General features: G+C 55.6%; 12 protein-coding genes. All 12 read left to right on the top strand.

Features of this window, described 5'->3' with window-relative positions:
* The 12 genes from ftsL to ftsA are packed head-to-tail and all read left to right on the top strand — an operon-like array spanning position 1 to position 14,505.
* On the top strand, positions 1-276 hold the full coding sequence (gene ftsL, locus QN359_RS04030) for a cell division protein FtsL (protein WP_322249699.1): 276 nt from the start codon (positions 1-3) through the stop codon (positions 274-276).
* On the top strand, positions 273-2,036 hold the full coding sequence (locus tag QN359_RS04025) for a penicillin-binding protein 2 (RefSeq protein ID WP_322249697.1): 1,764 nt from the start codon (positions 273-275) through the stop codon (positions 2,034-2,036). The genes ftsL and QN359_RS04025 overlap by 4 nt, the downstream gene beginning before the upstream one ends.
* On the top strand, positions 2,036-3,625 hold the full coding sequence (locus QN359_RS04020) for a UDP-N-acetylmuramoyl-L-alanyl-D-glutamate--2,6-diaminopimelate ligase (protein WP_322249696.1): 1,590 nt from the start codon (positions 2,036-2,038) through the stop codon (positions 3,623-3,625). The genes QN359_RS04025 and QN359_RS04020 overlap by 1 nt, the downstream gene beginning before the upstream one ends.
* On the top strand, positions 3,625-5,019 hold the full coding sequence (locus QN359_RS04015) for a UDP-N-acetylmuramoyl-tripeptide--D-alanyl-D-alanine ligase (protein WP_322249695.1): 1,395 nt from the start codon (positions 3,625-3,627) through the stop codon (positions 5,017-5,019). Before QN359_RS04020 ends, QN359_RS04015 begins: the two co-directional genes overlap by 1 nt.
* A 1-nt stretch (position 5,020) precedes the next feature.
* Positions 5,021-6,190, top strand: coding sequence for a phospho-N-acetylmuramoyl-pentapeptide-transferase (mraY, locus tag QN359_RS04010; RefSeq protein WP_322249694.1), 1,170 nt, complete (start codon positions 5,021-5,023; stop codon positions 6,188-6,190).
* Between the two features lie 48 nt (positions 6,191-6,238).
* Complete coding sequence (gene murD / locus QN359_RS04005; RefSeq protein WP_322249693.1) at positions 6,239-7,753, top strand: UDP-N-acetylmuramoyl-L-alanine--D-glutamate ligase; 1,515 nt, start codon at positions 6,239-6,241, stop codon at positions 7,751-7,753.
* 8 nt (positions 7,754-7,761) lie between these two features.
* On the top strand, positions 7,762-8,970 hold the full coding sequence (gene ftsW, locus QN359_RS04000; protein WP_322251029.1) for a putative lipid II flippase FtsW: 1,209 nt from the start codon (positions 7,762-7,764) through the stop codon (positions 8,968-8,970).
* Positions 8,967-10,043, top strand: a complete 1,077-nt coding sequence (gene murG / locus QN359_RS03995; RefSeq protein ID WP_322249692.1) for an undecaprenyldiphospho-muramoylpentapeptide beta-N-acetylglucosaminyltransferase — start codon at positions 8,967-8,969, stop codon at positions 10,041-10,043. The genes ftsW and murG overlap by 4 nt, the downstream gene beginning before the upstream one ends.
* Positions 10,040-11,428 carry a UDP-N-acetylmuramate--L-alanine ligase gene (murC, locus tag QN359_RS03990; RefSeq protein WP_322249690.1) on the top strand — a complete coding sequence of 463 codons (1,389 nt, stop codon included), beginning with the start codon at positions 10,040-10,042 and terminating at the stop codon, positions 11,426-11,428. The genes murG and murC overlap by 4 nt, the downstream gene beginning before the upstream one ends.
* A 51-nt stretch (positions 11,429-11,479) precedes the next feature.
* Positions 11,480-12,439, top strand: a complete 960-nt coding sequence (locus QN359_RS03985) for a D-alanine--D-alanine ligase (protein WP_322249689.1) — start codon at positions 11,480-11,482, stop codon at positions 12,437-12,439.
* 24 nt (positions 12,440-12,463) lie between these two features.
* Positions 12,464-13,234, top strand: coding sequence for a cell division protein FtsQ/DivIB (locus tag QN359_RS03980; protein ID WP_322249688.1), 771 nt, complete (start codon positions 12,464-12,466; stop codon positions 13,232-13,234).
* A 38-nt stretch (positions 13,235-13,272) separates the two neighbouring features.
* On the top strand, positions 13,273-14,505 hold the full coding sequence (gene ftsA / locus QN359_RS03975) for a cell division protein FtsA (protein ID WP_322249687.1): 1,233 nt from the start codon (positions 13,273-13,275) through the stop codon (positions 14,503-14,505).
* Positions 14,506-14,623: the final 118 nt, after the last annotated feature.

The following is a 14,623-nucleotide window of genomic DNA, read 5'->3' as shown; positions in this document are numbered from 1 at the left end:
ATGACTAACCGCATCAATATCTTTCTCGCGATATGTTTGATTGCCTGTGCTTTGTCTTTGATAAACGCACAGTATCAGGCACGTCGCCTGTTTATCGAACTCGAACGCGAGCAAAGTTTGAGCAAACAATATGAATTGCAGTGGACGCAATTACGGCTCGATCAATCGACTTACGGCAAGCATGCGCGTATCGAAGAAACTGCCAGTAAACACTTGAATATGGTGGTGGTCAGTCCCGACCGCACTCAATACCTTAAAGCGGTGGAGTTGAAATGAGTCGCACCACCAAGGGTTCCCGCAATGCTGCCTCACGTGGTGTGGCGTTTTCCAGCAGTCCGGTGCTGGATGTGAAATTGCCAAGCTGGCGTTCGCGCTTGGTACTGTTTTTATTATTCGGTGCCTTTTTGGCGCTGATCGCACGCGCACTGTATTTGCAGGGCATTACCACCGAATTCTTACAAAAGCAGGGTGCCAGTCGCTACGCGCGCACACTGGAATTGCCGGCTACGCGCGGCAAAATTACCGATCGCAATGGCGAGGTGTTGGCTTCCTCGGTGCCGGTGAAAGCGATCTGGGCGATTCCCGACGATGTGCTCGATGCGCCCAAAGAAAAGCTGCAACAATTGGCCGTTTTGTTGTCGATGACTGAAGCCGAATTGCGCAAAAAATTGGATTCTGATCGTCAATTCGTTTACTTGAAACGCCAGGTTGAGCCGGAAATTTCCGATAAAATTCAGGCGCTCGGCATCGTCGGCATCGATACGCGCAAGGAATACAAGCGCTTTTATCCCGAAGGGGAAATCATGGCCCATGTGGTCGGATTTACCAATGTCGAAGATGTCGGCCAAGAAGGTATAGAGCTGGCTTCGGAAAAAGATTTGGCCGGTAAAACTGGCAGTCGGCGCGTGATCAAAGACCGGCTCGGGCGCATCGTCGAAGATATTCGGGCCGTGAAAGAGCCGCATGACGGCCATGATCTGGATCTGTCGATCGACAGCAAAATACAATATATCGCGTTTACCCACCTCAAAGATGCAGTGGAAAAACACAAAGCCAAGGCCGGTGCTGCCGTGGTGCTCGATGTGCAGACCGGTGAAGTGCTGGCGCTGGTGAACTTGCCGGCATATAACCCGAATGACCGCTCGGTGCTGACCGGCGCACAATTACGCAACCGCGTGCTGACCGATACCTTTGAGCCGGGCTCGACGATGAAGCCGTTTACGGTCGCACTCGCACTTGAAACCGGGCGCGTCACGCCGGAGACGGTGTTTCAAACTGCGCCAGGGTATATGTCGATCGGTCCGGCCGTGATTCATGATGCGCACAAGATGGCGGCATTGACTGTGGCCCAAGTAATACAGAAGTCATCGAACATCGGCACCGTGAAAATTGCCATGCAAATGCCGCCGCAAGAAATGTGGGAAATGTTTACCAATGTCGGCTTCGGTCAGCAGCCGAAATTCGGTTTCCCCGGTGCTGTCGCCGGGCGTTTACGAAATTATAAAAACTGGCGTCCCATCGAGCAAGCCACCATGAGTTATGGCCACGGTATTTCGGTATCGCTGTTGCAAATTGCCCGCGCGTATATGATTTTTGCCCGTAACGGTGACATCATTCCGCTGACTTTTCGCAAAGCCCACGAAGCGCCGAAAGGTCAGCGCGTGATTTCCGAAAAAACCGCACTGCAATTGCGCAGCATGATGGAGTCCGTCACGGAGCCAGGCGGCACGGCCACGCAAGCGCGGGTGGCCGGCTATCGTGTCGCCGGTAAAACCGGTACCGCACACAAGATTGAAGGCGGCCGCTATGTGAATAAATATATCGGTGACTTTGTCGGCTTTGCCCCGGTTTCTCACCCACGCGTGATTGTCGCGGTGATGATTGATGAGCCTAGCGCCGGTGGTTATTACGGCGGTATCGTCGCCGCCCCGGTGTTTGCCGCCATTACCGCCAATGTACTGCGTTCGATGAACGTCGCCCCCGATTCCTCCGTCACCAGCATCATTCCTGACAACAGTGTCCAGGAGAGTATGTGATGAACCGAGCAAACCCAATTCGCCATATCGCCGAGCGCGCAAGCGCCGCCCTGGCAGCAGGAACACCAAGCATGGATGCAATTATCAATTGGCTCAGGGAGCGTGCTCCGGCCGCACAACTGAGCGCCAATTCTCGCCAGATCGCTCGCGGCGATGTGTTTTTCGCACTGCGCACGCCGCACGGCGATGGTCGCGCTTACATTGAGGCGGCCATCATCGCTGGTGCTGCTGCCGTGGTGTATGAAGCCGAAGATTTCGAGTGGGATGGTCGCCTCACGCTGCCGCATTTAGCGGTGTCGGGTTTGCTGGCGCAAGCCGGCACCATCGCCAGCACTTGGTACGCTGCGCCCGCTGCGCCGCTGTACAGCGTCGCGGTGACCGGTACCAATGGTAAAACCTCATGCACGCAATGGTTGGCGAAAGCCTTGTCGCTGGCGAAATGCGACAGCGCCGTCATCGGTACGCTCGGTCATGGGCTGTATAAAAACGGCTTGGCCGGCAGTTTTACTGAAACCGGTTACACCACCCCGGACGCGATCAGCTTGCAACGCAGCTTGGTCAGTTTGCGCGCACAAGGTGCAGAAGCGCTGGCGATCGAGGCTTCTTCCATCGGTTTGGCCGAAGCGCGCTTGGCCGGCTTACATATCGATGTCGCCGTCTTCACCAATCTGACTCGCGATCATCTCGATTATCACGGCGATATGGTCGCGTATGGCGCGGCCAAACGACAGTTGTTCGATGCACCTGAGCTGGCAGCGGCCGTGCTCAATCTCGACGATCCCTTCGGCGCTGGCTTGGTGCCGTATCTGCAGGCGCGTAATCCGCAACTGCGCTTGCTTGGTTATCGAATCGAAGGCGCGGCGACGCTGCCGGCTGAAAGCCACATCAGCTTGCTGCGCGCCAGTCACCTCAAGGCCAGTCATGGCGGTACCAGTTTTCATCTGGATTCTCCATTTGGCACTGGCTTGGTGAAAACCCAGTTGATCGGGCGCTTCAATGTCAGCAATATTCTGGCCGTGTTGGCGGTCTTGCTGGACAAAGGTGTCAGCTTTAGCAAAGCCTTGGCGATCGTAGAAAAATTACCGCCCGTCGCCGGGCGCATGCAATTGCTCGGCACTGCTGGCCATGTGATGGTTGTCATCGATTACGCCCATACCCCCGATGCGCTGGAAAAAACTTTGCTGGCTTTGCAGTCGGTGGCGCAGGAACGTGGTGGACAATTGTGGTGTGTGTTTGGCTGTGGTGGCGACCGCGATCCCGGCAAGCGCCCGCAAATGGGTAAGGTGGCACAACTGGCAGCGCAGGTGGTGCTGACCAATGATAATCCGCGCAGCGAAGCACCGAGCAGCATCATCGCCGAGATCGTCGCCGGCATGGACCTGAAAGCGCACATCGTCGAAGACCGTGCGAACGCGATTTTGTATGCTATCAAACATGCGGGTGACCATGATGTGGTGCTGTTGGCCGGCAAAGGGCATGAAACGTATCAGGAAATCGCTGGCAAGAAGTCGCCGTTTTCGGATGAAGAACATGCCGCGTTGGCGCTGGCGACCATCGCCACCAATGGCAATATGAAGCGGGGCAACTGATGGAATGTACGCTACAAGCATTACTCGCAGCGCTGAGCCAAGGTGAACTCCGCGGTACTGACACGCCGCTGCACGGCGTCAGCACCGACAGTCGCCGTATCGCGGCCGGCAATTTGTTCGTGGCTTTACGAGGCGAACACTTCGATGCCCATGATTTTCTGCCGCAAGCTGCCGCCACCGGTGCCGCTGCGGTGGTGGCCGAGGCGCTGCCGGATGGCTTTGGCTTGCCGGCTTTACTGGTTCCCGATACCAAGCAAGCGCTGCTGGAAATCGGTCACTATTGGCGCAGTCGCTTCGATTTGCCGTTGATAGGCGTTACCGGCAGCAATGGTAAAACCACCGTCAAAGAAATGTTGGCTGCGATACTCACTGCAGCGTGCGGGTCTGAGCATTATTTGGCCACGCGCGGCAACCTCAATAATGAAATCGGCGTGCCCATGACTTTGCTGGACTTGCAGAGTCGGCATCAGGCAGCGGTGATCGAGATGGGTATGAATCATCCCGGTGAAATCGCCGTGTTGGCCGACTGTGCCAAGCCGACCGTGGTGCTGGTCAATAATGCCCAGCGCGAACACCAGGAATTTATGCAAAGCGTGCGCGCCGTGGCTGAAGAAAACGGTGCCGCTATCCGCGCCTTGCCTTTGCACGGCGTCGCCGTGTTCCCGCACGATGATGAATTCAGTGCACTGTGGCGTGCTTATGCCAACGAAGGCGGGCAACGCCGAGTGCTCAGTTTCGGTCTTACGCCTGGTGCCGATGTACATGCTACCTATGTTGAGCAGGGTTTTGGCAGCACGCTGGAATTATTTATCGACGGCAGCGCGCAGCAAGTGCAATTACAGGCCGCTGGCGAGCACAATGTTTTGAATGCCTTGGCCGCCGCCGCCTGCGCGCAGGCGATCGGTATCGCTGCCGCGCTGATCGTCAGCGGTTTGGAAAATTTTCGTCCGGTACAGGGACGCTTGCAGCGCCATAGCGCCGCCGGTGGTGCCACCGTGATCGACGACACGTATAACGCTAATCCCGATTCTGTTCGTGCCGCCATCGATGTGCTGGCACAGCTGGGTGGCGACACGATACTGGTACTGGGTGATATGGGTGAAGTCGGCCAGCAAGGCGCATTATTCCATGCCGAAATCGGTGATTATGCGCGCGCACGCGGTGTCGGCACGCTGTTTTTATTCGGTGAATTAGTCAGCCACAGCGTCTCTTCATTCGGTGCCGGCGCACAGCATTTTTCCGACTTGAGCAGCTTATTGGCCGCGCTCGACGCGCGACTCACCGAGCACAGTACGGTATTGGTCAAGGGCTCGCGTTTCATGCGCATGGAACGCGTGGTGGCGCATTTGCTGGCAGTAAAAGACTCACAACAAAAAATTACAGGGATGCACTAGCATGTTGCTTTGGTTAGCCGAATATTTCAAACAGGATCTGGGACTCTTGCGCGTCTTTGGTTTCATCACGTTCCGCGCAGTGTTTGCCACCATGACGGCCTTATCGATAGGCTTGTTTGCCGGCCCGGCGGTGATTCGCATGCTGACTCGTTTGAAAGTCGGGCAGGCGGTACGCGCTTATGGAATGGAAACGCATCTGGTGAAATCGGGTACGCCGACCATGGGTGGCGTGCTGGTTTTGATTTCCATCGCCATCTCGACTTTGCTGTGGGCGGACCTCAGCAACCGTTTCATCTGGGTGGTGATGATCGTCACCTTCGGTTATGGTGCCGTCGGCTGGGCCGATGATTACCGCAAGGTAGTGCATAAAGATCCGGAAGGCATGCGTTCGCGCGAAAAATATTTTTGGCAATCCTTGATCGGTTTGGCCGCTGCGTTTTATCTGGCGTTTTCGGTGTCGGCACCGAGCAGTTCCAAGATCTTGGAATTGCTGTTTGCCTGGGTACAGTCGGGCTTCAGCATGGATTTGCCACCGAAAGCAGATTTGATCGTACCATTTTTCAAAACTATCAGCTATCCGCTCGGCGTGTGGGGTTTCATTGCCCTGACTTACTGCGTCATCGTCGGCACCAGTAATGCCGTCAATTTTACTGACGGTCTCGATGGTTTGGCGATCATGCCCATCATCATGGTCGGTGCCGCGCTCGGTCTGTTTGCTTATTTATCCGGTCACGTCGGCTATTCCAAGTATTTACTCATTCCGCATATACCGGGGGCCGGCGAATTACTGATTTTTTGCGGTGCGATTGTCGGTGCCGGGCTGGCCTTCCTTTGGTTCAATGCCCATCCGGCCCAAGTTTTCATGGGCGACGTCGGGGCGCTGGCTTTGGGCGGGGCGCTCGGTACGGTGGCAGTGATCGTGCGTCAGGAAATCGTATTGTTCATCATGGGTGGCATCTTCGTGGCTGAAACCGTGTCGATTATTTTGCAGGTCGGGTATTTCAAACTGACGAAAAAGCGCTTCGGCGTCGGCCGGCGTTTGTTTCTGATGGCACCCTTGCATCATCATTTTGAAAAAAAAGGATGGAAAGAAACCCAGGTAGTGGTGCGCTTCTGGATTATCACCATGCTGTTGGTCTTGGTCGGTTTGTCTTCGCTGAAGTTACGCTGATTTACGTTAACACTGCTGTTGGTTTCACTGTCGTTGGAAAATGTGCGTATGAATTTGTCTGGAAAACAGGTCTTGGTGCTCGGTCTCGGTGAGTCCGGTTTGGCGATGGCGCAGTGGTTGGCGCGCGCCGGTGCCGTGCTGCGCGTGGCCGATACGCGCAGCGCACCGCCGTCTCTGGCCGCTTTGCAGGAACACTGTCCAGCGGCACAATTCATTGCCGGCGCATTCGAAGCTGAGCTGCTCACGGATATCGATGTCGTGCTGGTCAGCCCGGGCCTGGCACCACAAAAAGAATTGGCGTTGATCGTGCCGGCCGCAGCGGCGCTGGCCATTCCTGTGTGGGGTGAGATGGAATTATTTGCGCTGGCCTTGGCCGAATTGCGCGAACAGCGCGGCTACGCACCGAAAGTGATTGCCATTACCGGTACCAACGGTAAAACCACCGTGACCAGTATGGTTGGTTTGCTGTGCCAGCGTGCCGGCTTGTCGACGCGTGTGGCTGGTAATATCAGTCCAGCCGTGCTGGATGTTTTACGCTTGAGTCTGGAGCAAGAAGATTTACCGCAGGTGTGGGTGTTGGAATTGTCGAGTTTTCAATTACATACTTGTTTCAGCTTGGCCGCCGATGCCGCGGTGGTGCTTAATATCAGTCAGGATCATCTGGACTGGCATGGCAGTATGGCCGCCTATTGCGCCGACAAAGCGCGTATTTTCGGCCCACAAACGGTACAGGTGCTCAATCGTGACGAAGCGCTGGTGATGGCGATGGCCAAACCCACGGGCAGCGTGGTGACATTCGGCACCGATGTGCCCGATCTGGTCGACGATCTTGGTTTACAACATGAGAGCGGCATGGCTTGGCTGGTCAGTGCCGTAGCGGCCGAAGATGCCCCGGCCAGCGGCCGCCGGCGTAAGAAAGACGCGCCGGTCGACTTGGTAGCGGTGCTGATCAATCGCCTCATGCCCAGCGAAGCCTTACAAATTCGGGGTGCGCACAATGCCGCCAACGCCTTGGCGGCACTGGCTTTGTGTCGCGCCATCGGTTTGCCCTTGGCACCCTTGCTGCATGGTTTGCGCGAATACAAAGGCGAACCGCACCGGGTAGAACTGATCCATACGATTATCGGTGTTGACTACATTGACGACAGTAAAGGCACTAATGTCGGCGCCACCGTGGCTGCCCTGCGTGGCTTGGGTCAGAGTTCGGGCAGTAACGAAAAAACTATTCTCCTCATCGCCGGTGGTGTCGGCAAGGGGCAGGACTTCACGCCGCTGGCCGATGTCGTGGCGCGTTATGCCAAAGCAGTGTTCTTAATCGGTCAAGACCGCGCCGCCTTGCATGCTGTGCTCAGCGGCGGCGTCGCCCAAGCGGTGCCGCTGCACGATTGCCTCAGTTTGGAACAGGCGGTAGCGGCGGCGGCGGCGCAAGCCCAGAGTGGCGACACCGTGTTGTTGTCGCCAGCTTGTGCCAGTTTTGATATGTTTCGTAATTACGCCCATCGTGCCGAGGTGTTTGCCGAAGCGGTACGCGAACAAGCTTTAGCCAGCGGGGAGATTTGCTGATGCGTCAGATGCTGCTACCGCTGCGTAAATGGTCACCGTTTTCTGCCCCCGGGCCGGAGACGCAGTTGGTCCATCGTTCGAAAATGATGAGTTATGACCAGCCCCTGATTTGGGTCACCATGATCCTGATGTTGATGGGCGTGGTGATGGTGTATTCGGCCTCGATTTCACTGCCCGATTCGCCCAAGTATGCGAATTACAAAAACACCCATTTTTTGACGCGCCAAGCGCTGTTCGTGCTGGTTTCGGTGATCACTGCCGCCTTGGTGTTTCGGGTGCCGGTCGCGACTTGGCAAAAAGCGGCGCCTTACTTGTTTGTGTTTGTCCTGCTCTTGCTGGTGGCGGTGCTGATTCCCGGTCTGGGCAAGGGCGTCAATGGGGCGAAACGTTGGTTATCGTTCAAGGTATTTAATTTGCAACCGTCCGAATTCATGAAATTGTTCATGGTCTTGTACGCCGCCGATTACACGGTGCGCAAACAGGAATACATGCACAAACTGACCAAGGGTTTTTTCCCCATGATGGCGGCCGTCGCTGTGGTCGGTTTGCTGTTGCTGTTGGAACCGGATTTGGGTGCCTTCGGCGTGATCGTTTGCATCGCCATGGGTATTCTGTTTTTAGGCGGGATTAACGGCGTTTGGTTCGGCGGTATCGCTGCCACCTTGGTCGGCATTTTTACCATGGTGATCGTGCTTTCGCCCTGGCGGCGCGAACGGATTTTCGCTTACCTTAACCCTTGGCAGGAAGATAATGCGCTCGGCAAGGCTTACCAGTTGTCGCATTCGCTGATCGCCTTCGGTCGCGGTGAATTGTTCGGCGTCGGACTCGGTGCGAGTGTGGAAAAATTACATTATCTGCCAGAAGCACATACCGATTTTCTACTCGCCGTGATCGGTGAGGAGCTCGGCTTTGTCGGTGTGATGGTGGTGATTTTATTATTTTACTGGATACTCAAACGTGCTTTTGAAATTGGTCGTCAAGCGATCGCGCTCGATCAAACTTTTGCCGGCCTCACTGCCAAAGGCATAGGCATCTGGATCGGTGTACAGGCTTTCATTAATATGGGCGTCAATCTCGGTTTGTTGCCGACCAAAGGTTTGACCTTGCCGTTGATGAGTTACGGTGGTTCGGGTGTGATGATTAATTGTATAGGATTGGCGATTTTGCTCAGAGTCGATTATGAAAACCGTGTGTTGATGCGTGGAGGCCGAGCATGAGCCCGCTGCGACACAAAAAATTATTGATCATGGCAGCCGGTACCGGCGGCCATATTTTCCCCGGCTTGGCGATTGCCGATCTGATGCGCGCGCGCGGCTGGGAAGTCAGTTGGCTCGGCACGCGCACTGGCATGGAAGCGCAGATTGTGCCAGCCCACGGCATAGTACTCGATAGTTTGAGCTTCAGCGGTTTGCGTGGTAAGGGTTGGCAGCACACAGTGAGCGGTGCCGTCAAGCTGGTCGGCAGTTTCTTCACTTGTGTGCGCATCATGCTGAAACGCCGCCCGGATGTGGTACTCGGCATGGGCGGTTATGTCACGGTGCCGGGTGGCTTGGTCGCCAGTTTGTGCGGCAAACCCTTGGTGCTGATGAATGCCGATGCGGTGTTACTGTTATCGAATCGGGCCTTGCGACCGTTTGCCAGCAAATTGCTGTTTGGTTTGCCAACGGCCGTCAAGGATGCCAAAGCCTTGGTCAGTGGGAATCCGATCCGTAGCGAGATTTGTCAATTGCCGCCACCGCAGCAGCGTTACGCCGAGCGTAGCGGGCCCTTGCGCATCTTGGTGGTCGGTGGCAGTTTGGGTGCCAAAGTACTCAACGATATGCTGCCGCAAGCCTTGGCGTTGCTGGCACCGGAACAGCGTCCGCAGGTCACGCATCAATCGGGTAAGCAGCATATCGCCGCCTTGCGCGACAATTATGCGCGTGCCGGTGTGACGGCCAATGTGGTCGACTTCATCGATGATATGGCACAGTGTTATGGCGCTGCCGATCTGGTGGTGTGCCGCGCCGGTGCGATCACGGTGTCGGAGTTGACGGCCGCTGGGGTAGCCAGTATTTTGGTGCCGTTCATGGCCTCGAGTACCTCACATCAAAAACAAAACGCTGCTTGGATGGCACAGCATCAGGCCGCGCTCTGCCTGCCGCAGTCCGAGCTCACGCCGGCCGTGTTGGCCGCGCGCCTTACTGCGCTCAGCCGCGCCGACTGTCTGCAGTTGGCGCAAGCGGCGCATGCACTCGGTGAGCGGGCGGCGAGTGAGAACATTGCGAAAATTCTGGAATCCTTAGTATGAAACATAAAGTTAAACACATTCATTTTGTCGGTATCGGTGGCTCGGGCATGAGCGGGATTGCCGAAGTCTTGCTCAATCTCGGCTATACCATTTCCGGTTCCGACCTCAGCAGCAATGCCGCTTCGCAGCGCCTGGCCAGTCTCGGTGCCAAGGTCAGTATCGGTCATGCGGCCGAACAGATCATCGGTGCCGATGCAGTAGTGACCTCGACGGCCGTGAAAGACGATAACCCGGAAGTTGTGGCAGCACGTGCGCGCCATATTCCGATTGTCCCGCGCGCCTTGATGTTGGCTGAATTAATGCGACTGAAACGTGGTATCGCCATCGCCGGCACCCATGGCAAGACCACCACCACCAGCTTGGTTGCGAGTATTTTGGCCGAGGGCGGTTTCGATCCCACCTTTGTCATCGGTGGCCGCCTCAACAGCGCCGGTGCCAATGCCAAGCTTGGTAGCGGCGATTTTATCGTCGCCGAAGCAGATGAGTCAGATGCCTCGTTTCTCAACCTGTTGCCGGTGATTGAAGTCATTACCAATATCGATGCCGATCACATGGAAACCTATGGGCATGATTTTTCGCGGCTCAAGCAAGCCTTCGTCGAATTCACCCAACGTTTGCCATTTTATGGTGTCGCCGTGCTCTGTCTCGATGATGCTAATGTACGTGAAATCATGCCCTTGATTTCCAAAACCATCGTCACTTACGGCTTTCATCCCGAGGCCGAAGTGCGTGCCGTCGATGCCCGCGCGGCCGATGGGAAGATGCATTTCACCGTGGTGCATGAGGGTTATCCCGATATGCAAATCAGCCTCAATCAACCGGGCATGCACAATGTGCAGAATGCCTGTGCAGCCATTGCCATTGCCCGTGAAATCGGCGTTGCCGACAGCGCGACCCAGAAGGCTTTGTCAGAATTCAATGGGGTCGGACGGCGCTTCACCCGTTACGGCGAGATTGCCTGTGCCGACGGCAGTGGCAGTTTTGCTTTGGTCGATGATTATGGCCATCACCCGGTGGAAATGGCGGCCACGCTGGCGGCAGCGCGTGGTGCCTATCCGGGACGGCGGTTGGTGCTGGCGTTTCAGCCGCATCGCTATACCCGCACACGCGATTTGTTTGAAGACTTTGTCAAGGTGATGGCCAGTGCCGATGCCGTCGTATTGGCGGAAGTGTATGCCGCCGGTGAAGCGCCATTGGTAGCGGCCGATGGCCGTGCACTCACGCGTGCCGTGCGCGTCGGTGGCAAAGTGGAACCGCTGTTTGTCGAGCACATCGCCGATATGCCGGACACCTTGCTGCATATGTTAAAAGGTGGTGACGTCCTCATCGTCATGGGGGCGGGTTCCATCAGTACGGTGCCGGCCAGATTGACGCAGGCGAAGTAAGCTCTTTGCTTGGCAACAGAGTAGAGTTAATTTATTGAATACGCGAAGATCATGACAGAATTGAATAATAAAGCATTAGGTAAAGTTGGCGTCTTGTTCGGCGGGCGTTCGGCCGAACACGATATCTCCATCCTGTCCGGCCAAGGGGTGTTGGCGGCCTTGCAGAGCAAAGGAGTCGATGCCCATGCTTTCGATCCTGCCGAGCGCAGCATCGCCGAACTGGCGGCAGAAAAATTCGACCGCGTCTTCATTGCACTGCATGGCCGCTATGGCGAAGATGGCAGCTTGCAGGGTGTGTTGGAACAATTGAATCTGCCGTATACCGGGAGTGGTGTGATGGCTTCGGCGATTGCAATGGATAAAATTTTCACCAAGCGCATTTGGCAAACCCATGGTCTGTCGACCCCGAAATATGCGGTGCTGACGCCGCAGACTGAATTGCGTCTGGTGCCGGATGAACTCGGTTTGCCCTTGATTATCAAGCCGCCGCACGAAGGTTCGACCATCGGTATCACCAAAGTGGCCGGTTATTCGGAAATGCGTACGGCCTACCAGTTGGCAGCGCAGTTCGATGACATCGTGCTGGCAGAAGAATTTGTGGCCGGGCGCGAACTGACGATAGCGGTATTGGGTCGCGGTGCCGATGCGTATGCTCTGCCCATCATTGAAATCGTCGCACCCGATGGCAATTACGATTACCAAAACAAGTACTTCACCGATGATACCCGCTATGTGTGTCCGGCCGAGTTAGCGCCGGAACTCAGCGCCGAGATCGCCGAGATGGCGGTGGAAGCTTACCGCGCGGTCGATTGTGAAGGCTGGGCGCGCGTCGATGTGCTGTTGCGCGAATCGGATCAAAAGCCGTTTCTGCTGGAAATTAACACTTCGCCCGGCATGACCAGTCACTCGCTCGTGCCGATGGCGGCCAAGGCGACTGGTCTCAGCTATGAAGATCTGTGTCTGAAAATTTTACAGACAGCGCGTTTGAAAATTCGCACCGAAACCAAGTAAACCGAAGCACGGAGAGCCTATACCATGTGGCAAGACATCAAATTGATGAACAATACTGCGAATGCCTTGTTGGGCGCCGTTTTGCTCGCCTTGATGTTATCCGGCGTGTGGTGGGTGATCCGACGGCCGATGTTTACCTTGACCGTGATTCAGGTCGCGGGCAGCAATGCAGAGCCCTTGCGGCACGTGAATCCGCTGACGATCAGAAATACTGCCTTGCCGAAAATTCGCGGAAATTTTTTCACCGCCAATCTCGACAACGTGCGCGCCGCCTTTGAAAGCGTACCGTGGGTGCGCCGTGCCAGCGTCCAGCGCGAATGGCCGAACAAGCTCAGCGTCACGCTTGAGGAGCATGTTGCCATCGGTACCTGGGGCGATGATGGACAGTTGATTTCTGTGGCTGGCGAGGTGTTTACCGCCAACCTCGCCGAAGCCGAAGAAGATGCCGATCTGATCGCGCTGGCCGGCCCCGATGGCAGTTCGCGCGAGGTGCTGCAGCAGTACGTGCAATTGAAAACTTGGTTTGCCCGCATCGGCTTGGCACCGGAGGCGGTGAAATATTCAAACCGCTATGCCTGGAGTGTAAAACTCAATAACGGCATGCAAGTCGAATTGGGGCGCGTGCAGGATGGCGCGACGATCAAAGGACGGGTGGATAAATTATTGACCGTTTATCCGCAACTGATCGCCAGCTTACAAGATAGTATTGAAAGTGTGGACATGCGGTATCCGAATGGCCTGGCACTGAAGTCGAGTCACAGCGCGGTAGGAATGAAACAGAAAAAGAAGCTCTGAATACCAGAGTCTCTTATACATAGTGTAAGTGGAAAGACATGACAAAAGACGCAAAAAATCTCATCGTTGGCCTAGATATCGGCACTTCCAAAATTGTCGCGGTAGTGGCCGAGGTCATGCCCGATGGACGGCATGAAATCATCGGCCTCGGACAGCACGAATCGAAGGGCTTGAAAAAAGGCGTGGTCGTCAATATCGAGGCGACCGTCGAGTCGATTCAGCGGGCGCTGGAAGAAGCTGAGCTGATGGCCGATTGTAAGATCAGCCGGGTGTATACCGGCATTGCCGGCAGCCATATTCGCAGCTTCAATTCCAGCGGCATGGTCGCCATCAAGGATAAAGAAGTCACAGCGGCCGATGTGGCGCGCGTGATTGAAACGGCCAAGGCGGTGAATATTCCTACCGATCAGCAATTGCTGCACACGCTGCCGCAGGAATTCATCGTCGATAGTCAAGATGATGTGCGCGAACCGATAGGCATGAGCGGTATTCGCCTCGAAGTGAAAGTGCATATCGTTACCGGCGCGGTGTCGGCGGTGCAGAACATCGTCAAGTGCGTGCGGCGCTGCGGCTTGGAAGTATCGGATCTGATCCTGCAACCGATGGCTTCGGCCGAAGCCGTCTTGACGCGTGATGAAAAAGAACTCGGCGTGGTGTTGATCGATATCGGCGGTGGTACCACTGATGTGGCGGTATTCAGCGAAGGTGCGATTCGCCACACGGCGGTGATTCCTATCGCCGGTGATCAGATCACCAATGATATTGCGATGGCCTTACGCACGCCGACTTCGGAAGCAGAAGAAATCAAGGTACGTTTCGGGGTAGCCAAACAAGTGTTGGCCGATCCGTCCGATACCCTCGAAGTGCCTGGTCTGGGCGATCGCGGGCCGCGCTCATTGTCGCGCCAAGCATTGGCGGCAGTGATCGAGCCGCGGGTAGAAGAATTATTCGCGCTGGTTCATCAAGTCGTGCGCGAATCAGGTTATGAAGATGTGCTCTCTTCCGGCATTGTGCTCACCGGTGGTTCTGCTGCCATGCCGGGCATGGTCGAAATGGCCGAAGATATCTTCTTGAAACCGACGCGACTCGGTATGCCGGCCTACAGTGGCCAGCTCGCCGATGTCGTGCGCAGTCCACGTTATGCCACCGTTTTAGGCTTGTTGTTGGAAGCGAAGAAGCAGTATTTGCGCGGTCATTTGGTCACGCGGCAGGAAGGTTCTGCCAAAGCGGTCTGGCAACGCATGAAAGAGTGGTTTTTGGGGAATTTTTAGTCAGCTTTTTGTATCACAATTGGTGTAGTCATTTTATAATAGTCTGATATACAGTTGTCAGTCGCTAGTTGTCACATAGTGTGATAATTAGCGACTGATAACTGCCTACCTGAAGGAG

This window comes from Undibacterium sp. 5I2 (genome assembly GCF_035019605.1).
Lineage (GTDB): Bacteria > Pseudomonadota > Gammaproteobacteria > Burkholderiales > Burkholderiaceae_D > Undibacterium.
The sequence above is the reverse complement of the archived record's forward strand: the minus strand, read 5'-3'. Positions and strand labels throughout refer to the sequence as shown.

What these genes read in the sequence shown, in the direction of transcription:
- ftsL (WP_322249699.1), top strand. Translation starts at nt 1, where the DNA reads ATGACTAACCGCATCAATATCTTTCTCGCGATATGTTTGATTGCCTGT.
- QN359_RS04025 (WP_322249697.1), top strand. Translation starts at nt 273, where the DNA reads ATGAGTCGCACCACCAAGGGTTCCCGCAATGCTGCCTCACGTGGTGTG.
- QN359_RS04020 (WP_322249696.1), top strand. Translation starts at nt 2,036, where the DNA reads ATGAACCGAGCAAACCCAATTCGCCATATCGCCGAGCGCGCAAGCGCC.
- QN359_RS04015 (WP_322249695.1), top strand. Translation starts at nt 3,625, where the DNA reads ATGGAATGTACGCTACAAGCATTACTCGCAGCGCTGAGCCAAGGTGAA.
- mraY (WP_322249694.1), top strand. Translation starts at nt 5,021, where the DNA reads ATGTTGCTTTGGTTAGCCGAATATTTCAAACAGGATCTGGGACTCTTG.
- murD (WP_322249693.1), top strand. Translation starts at nt 6,239, where the DNA reads ATGAATTTGTCTGGAAAACAGGTCTTGGTGCTCGGTCTCGGTGAGTCC.
- ftsW (WP_322251029.1), top strand. Translation starts at nt 7,762, where the DNA reads ATGCTGCTACCGCTGCGTAAATGGTCACCGTTTTCTGCCCCCGGGCCG.
- murG (WP_322249692.1), top strand. Translation starts at nt 8,967, where the DNA reads ATGAGCCCGCTGCGACACAAAAAATTATTGATCATGGCAGCCGGTACC.
- murC (WP_322249690.1), top strand. Translation starts at nt 10,040, where the DNA reads ATGAAACATAAAGTTAAACACATTCATTTTGTCGGTATCGGTGGCTCG.
- QN359_RS03985 (WP_322249689.1), top strand. Translation starts at nt 11,480, where the DNA reads ATGACAGAATTGAATAATAAAGCATTAGGTAAAGTTGGCGTCTTGTTC.
- QN359_RS03980 (WP_322249688.1), top strand. Translation starts at nt 12,464, where the DNA reads ATGTGGCAAGACATCAAATTGATGAACAATACTGCGAATGCCTTGTTG.
- ftsA (WP_322249687.1), top strand. Translation starts at nt 13,273, where the DNA reads ATGACAAAAGACGCAAAAAATCTCATCGTTGGCCTAGATATCGGCACT.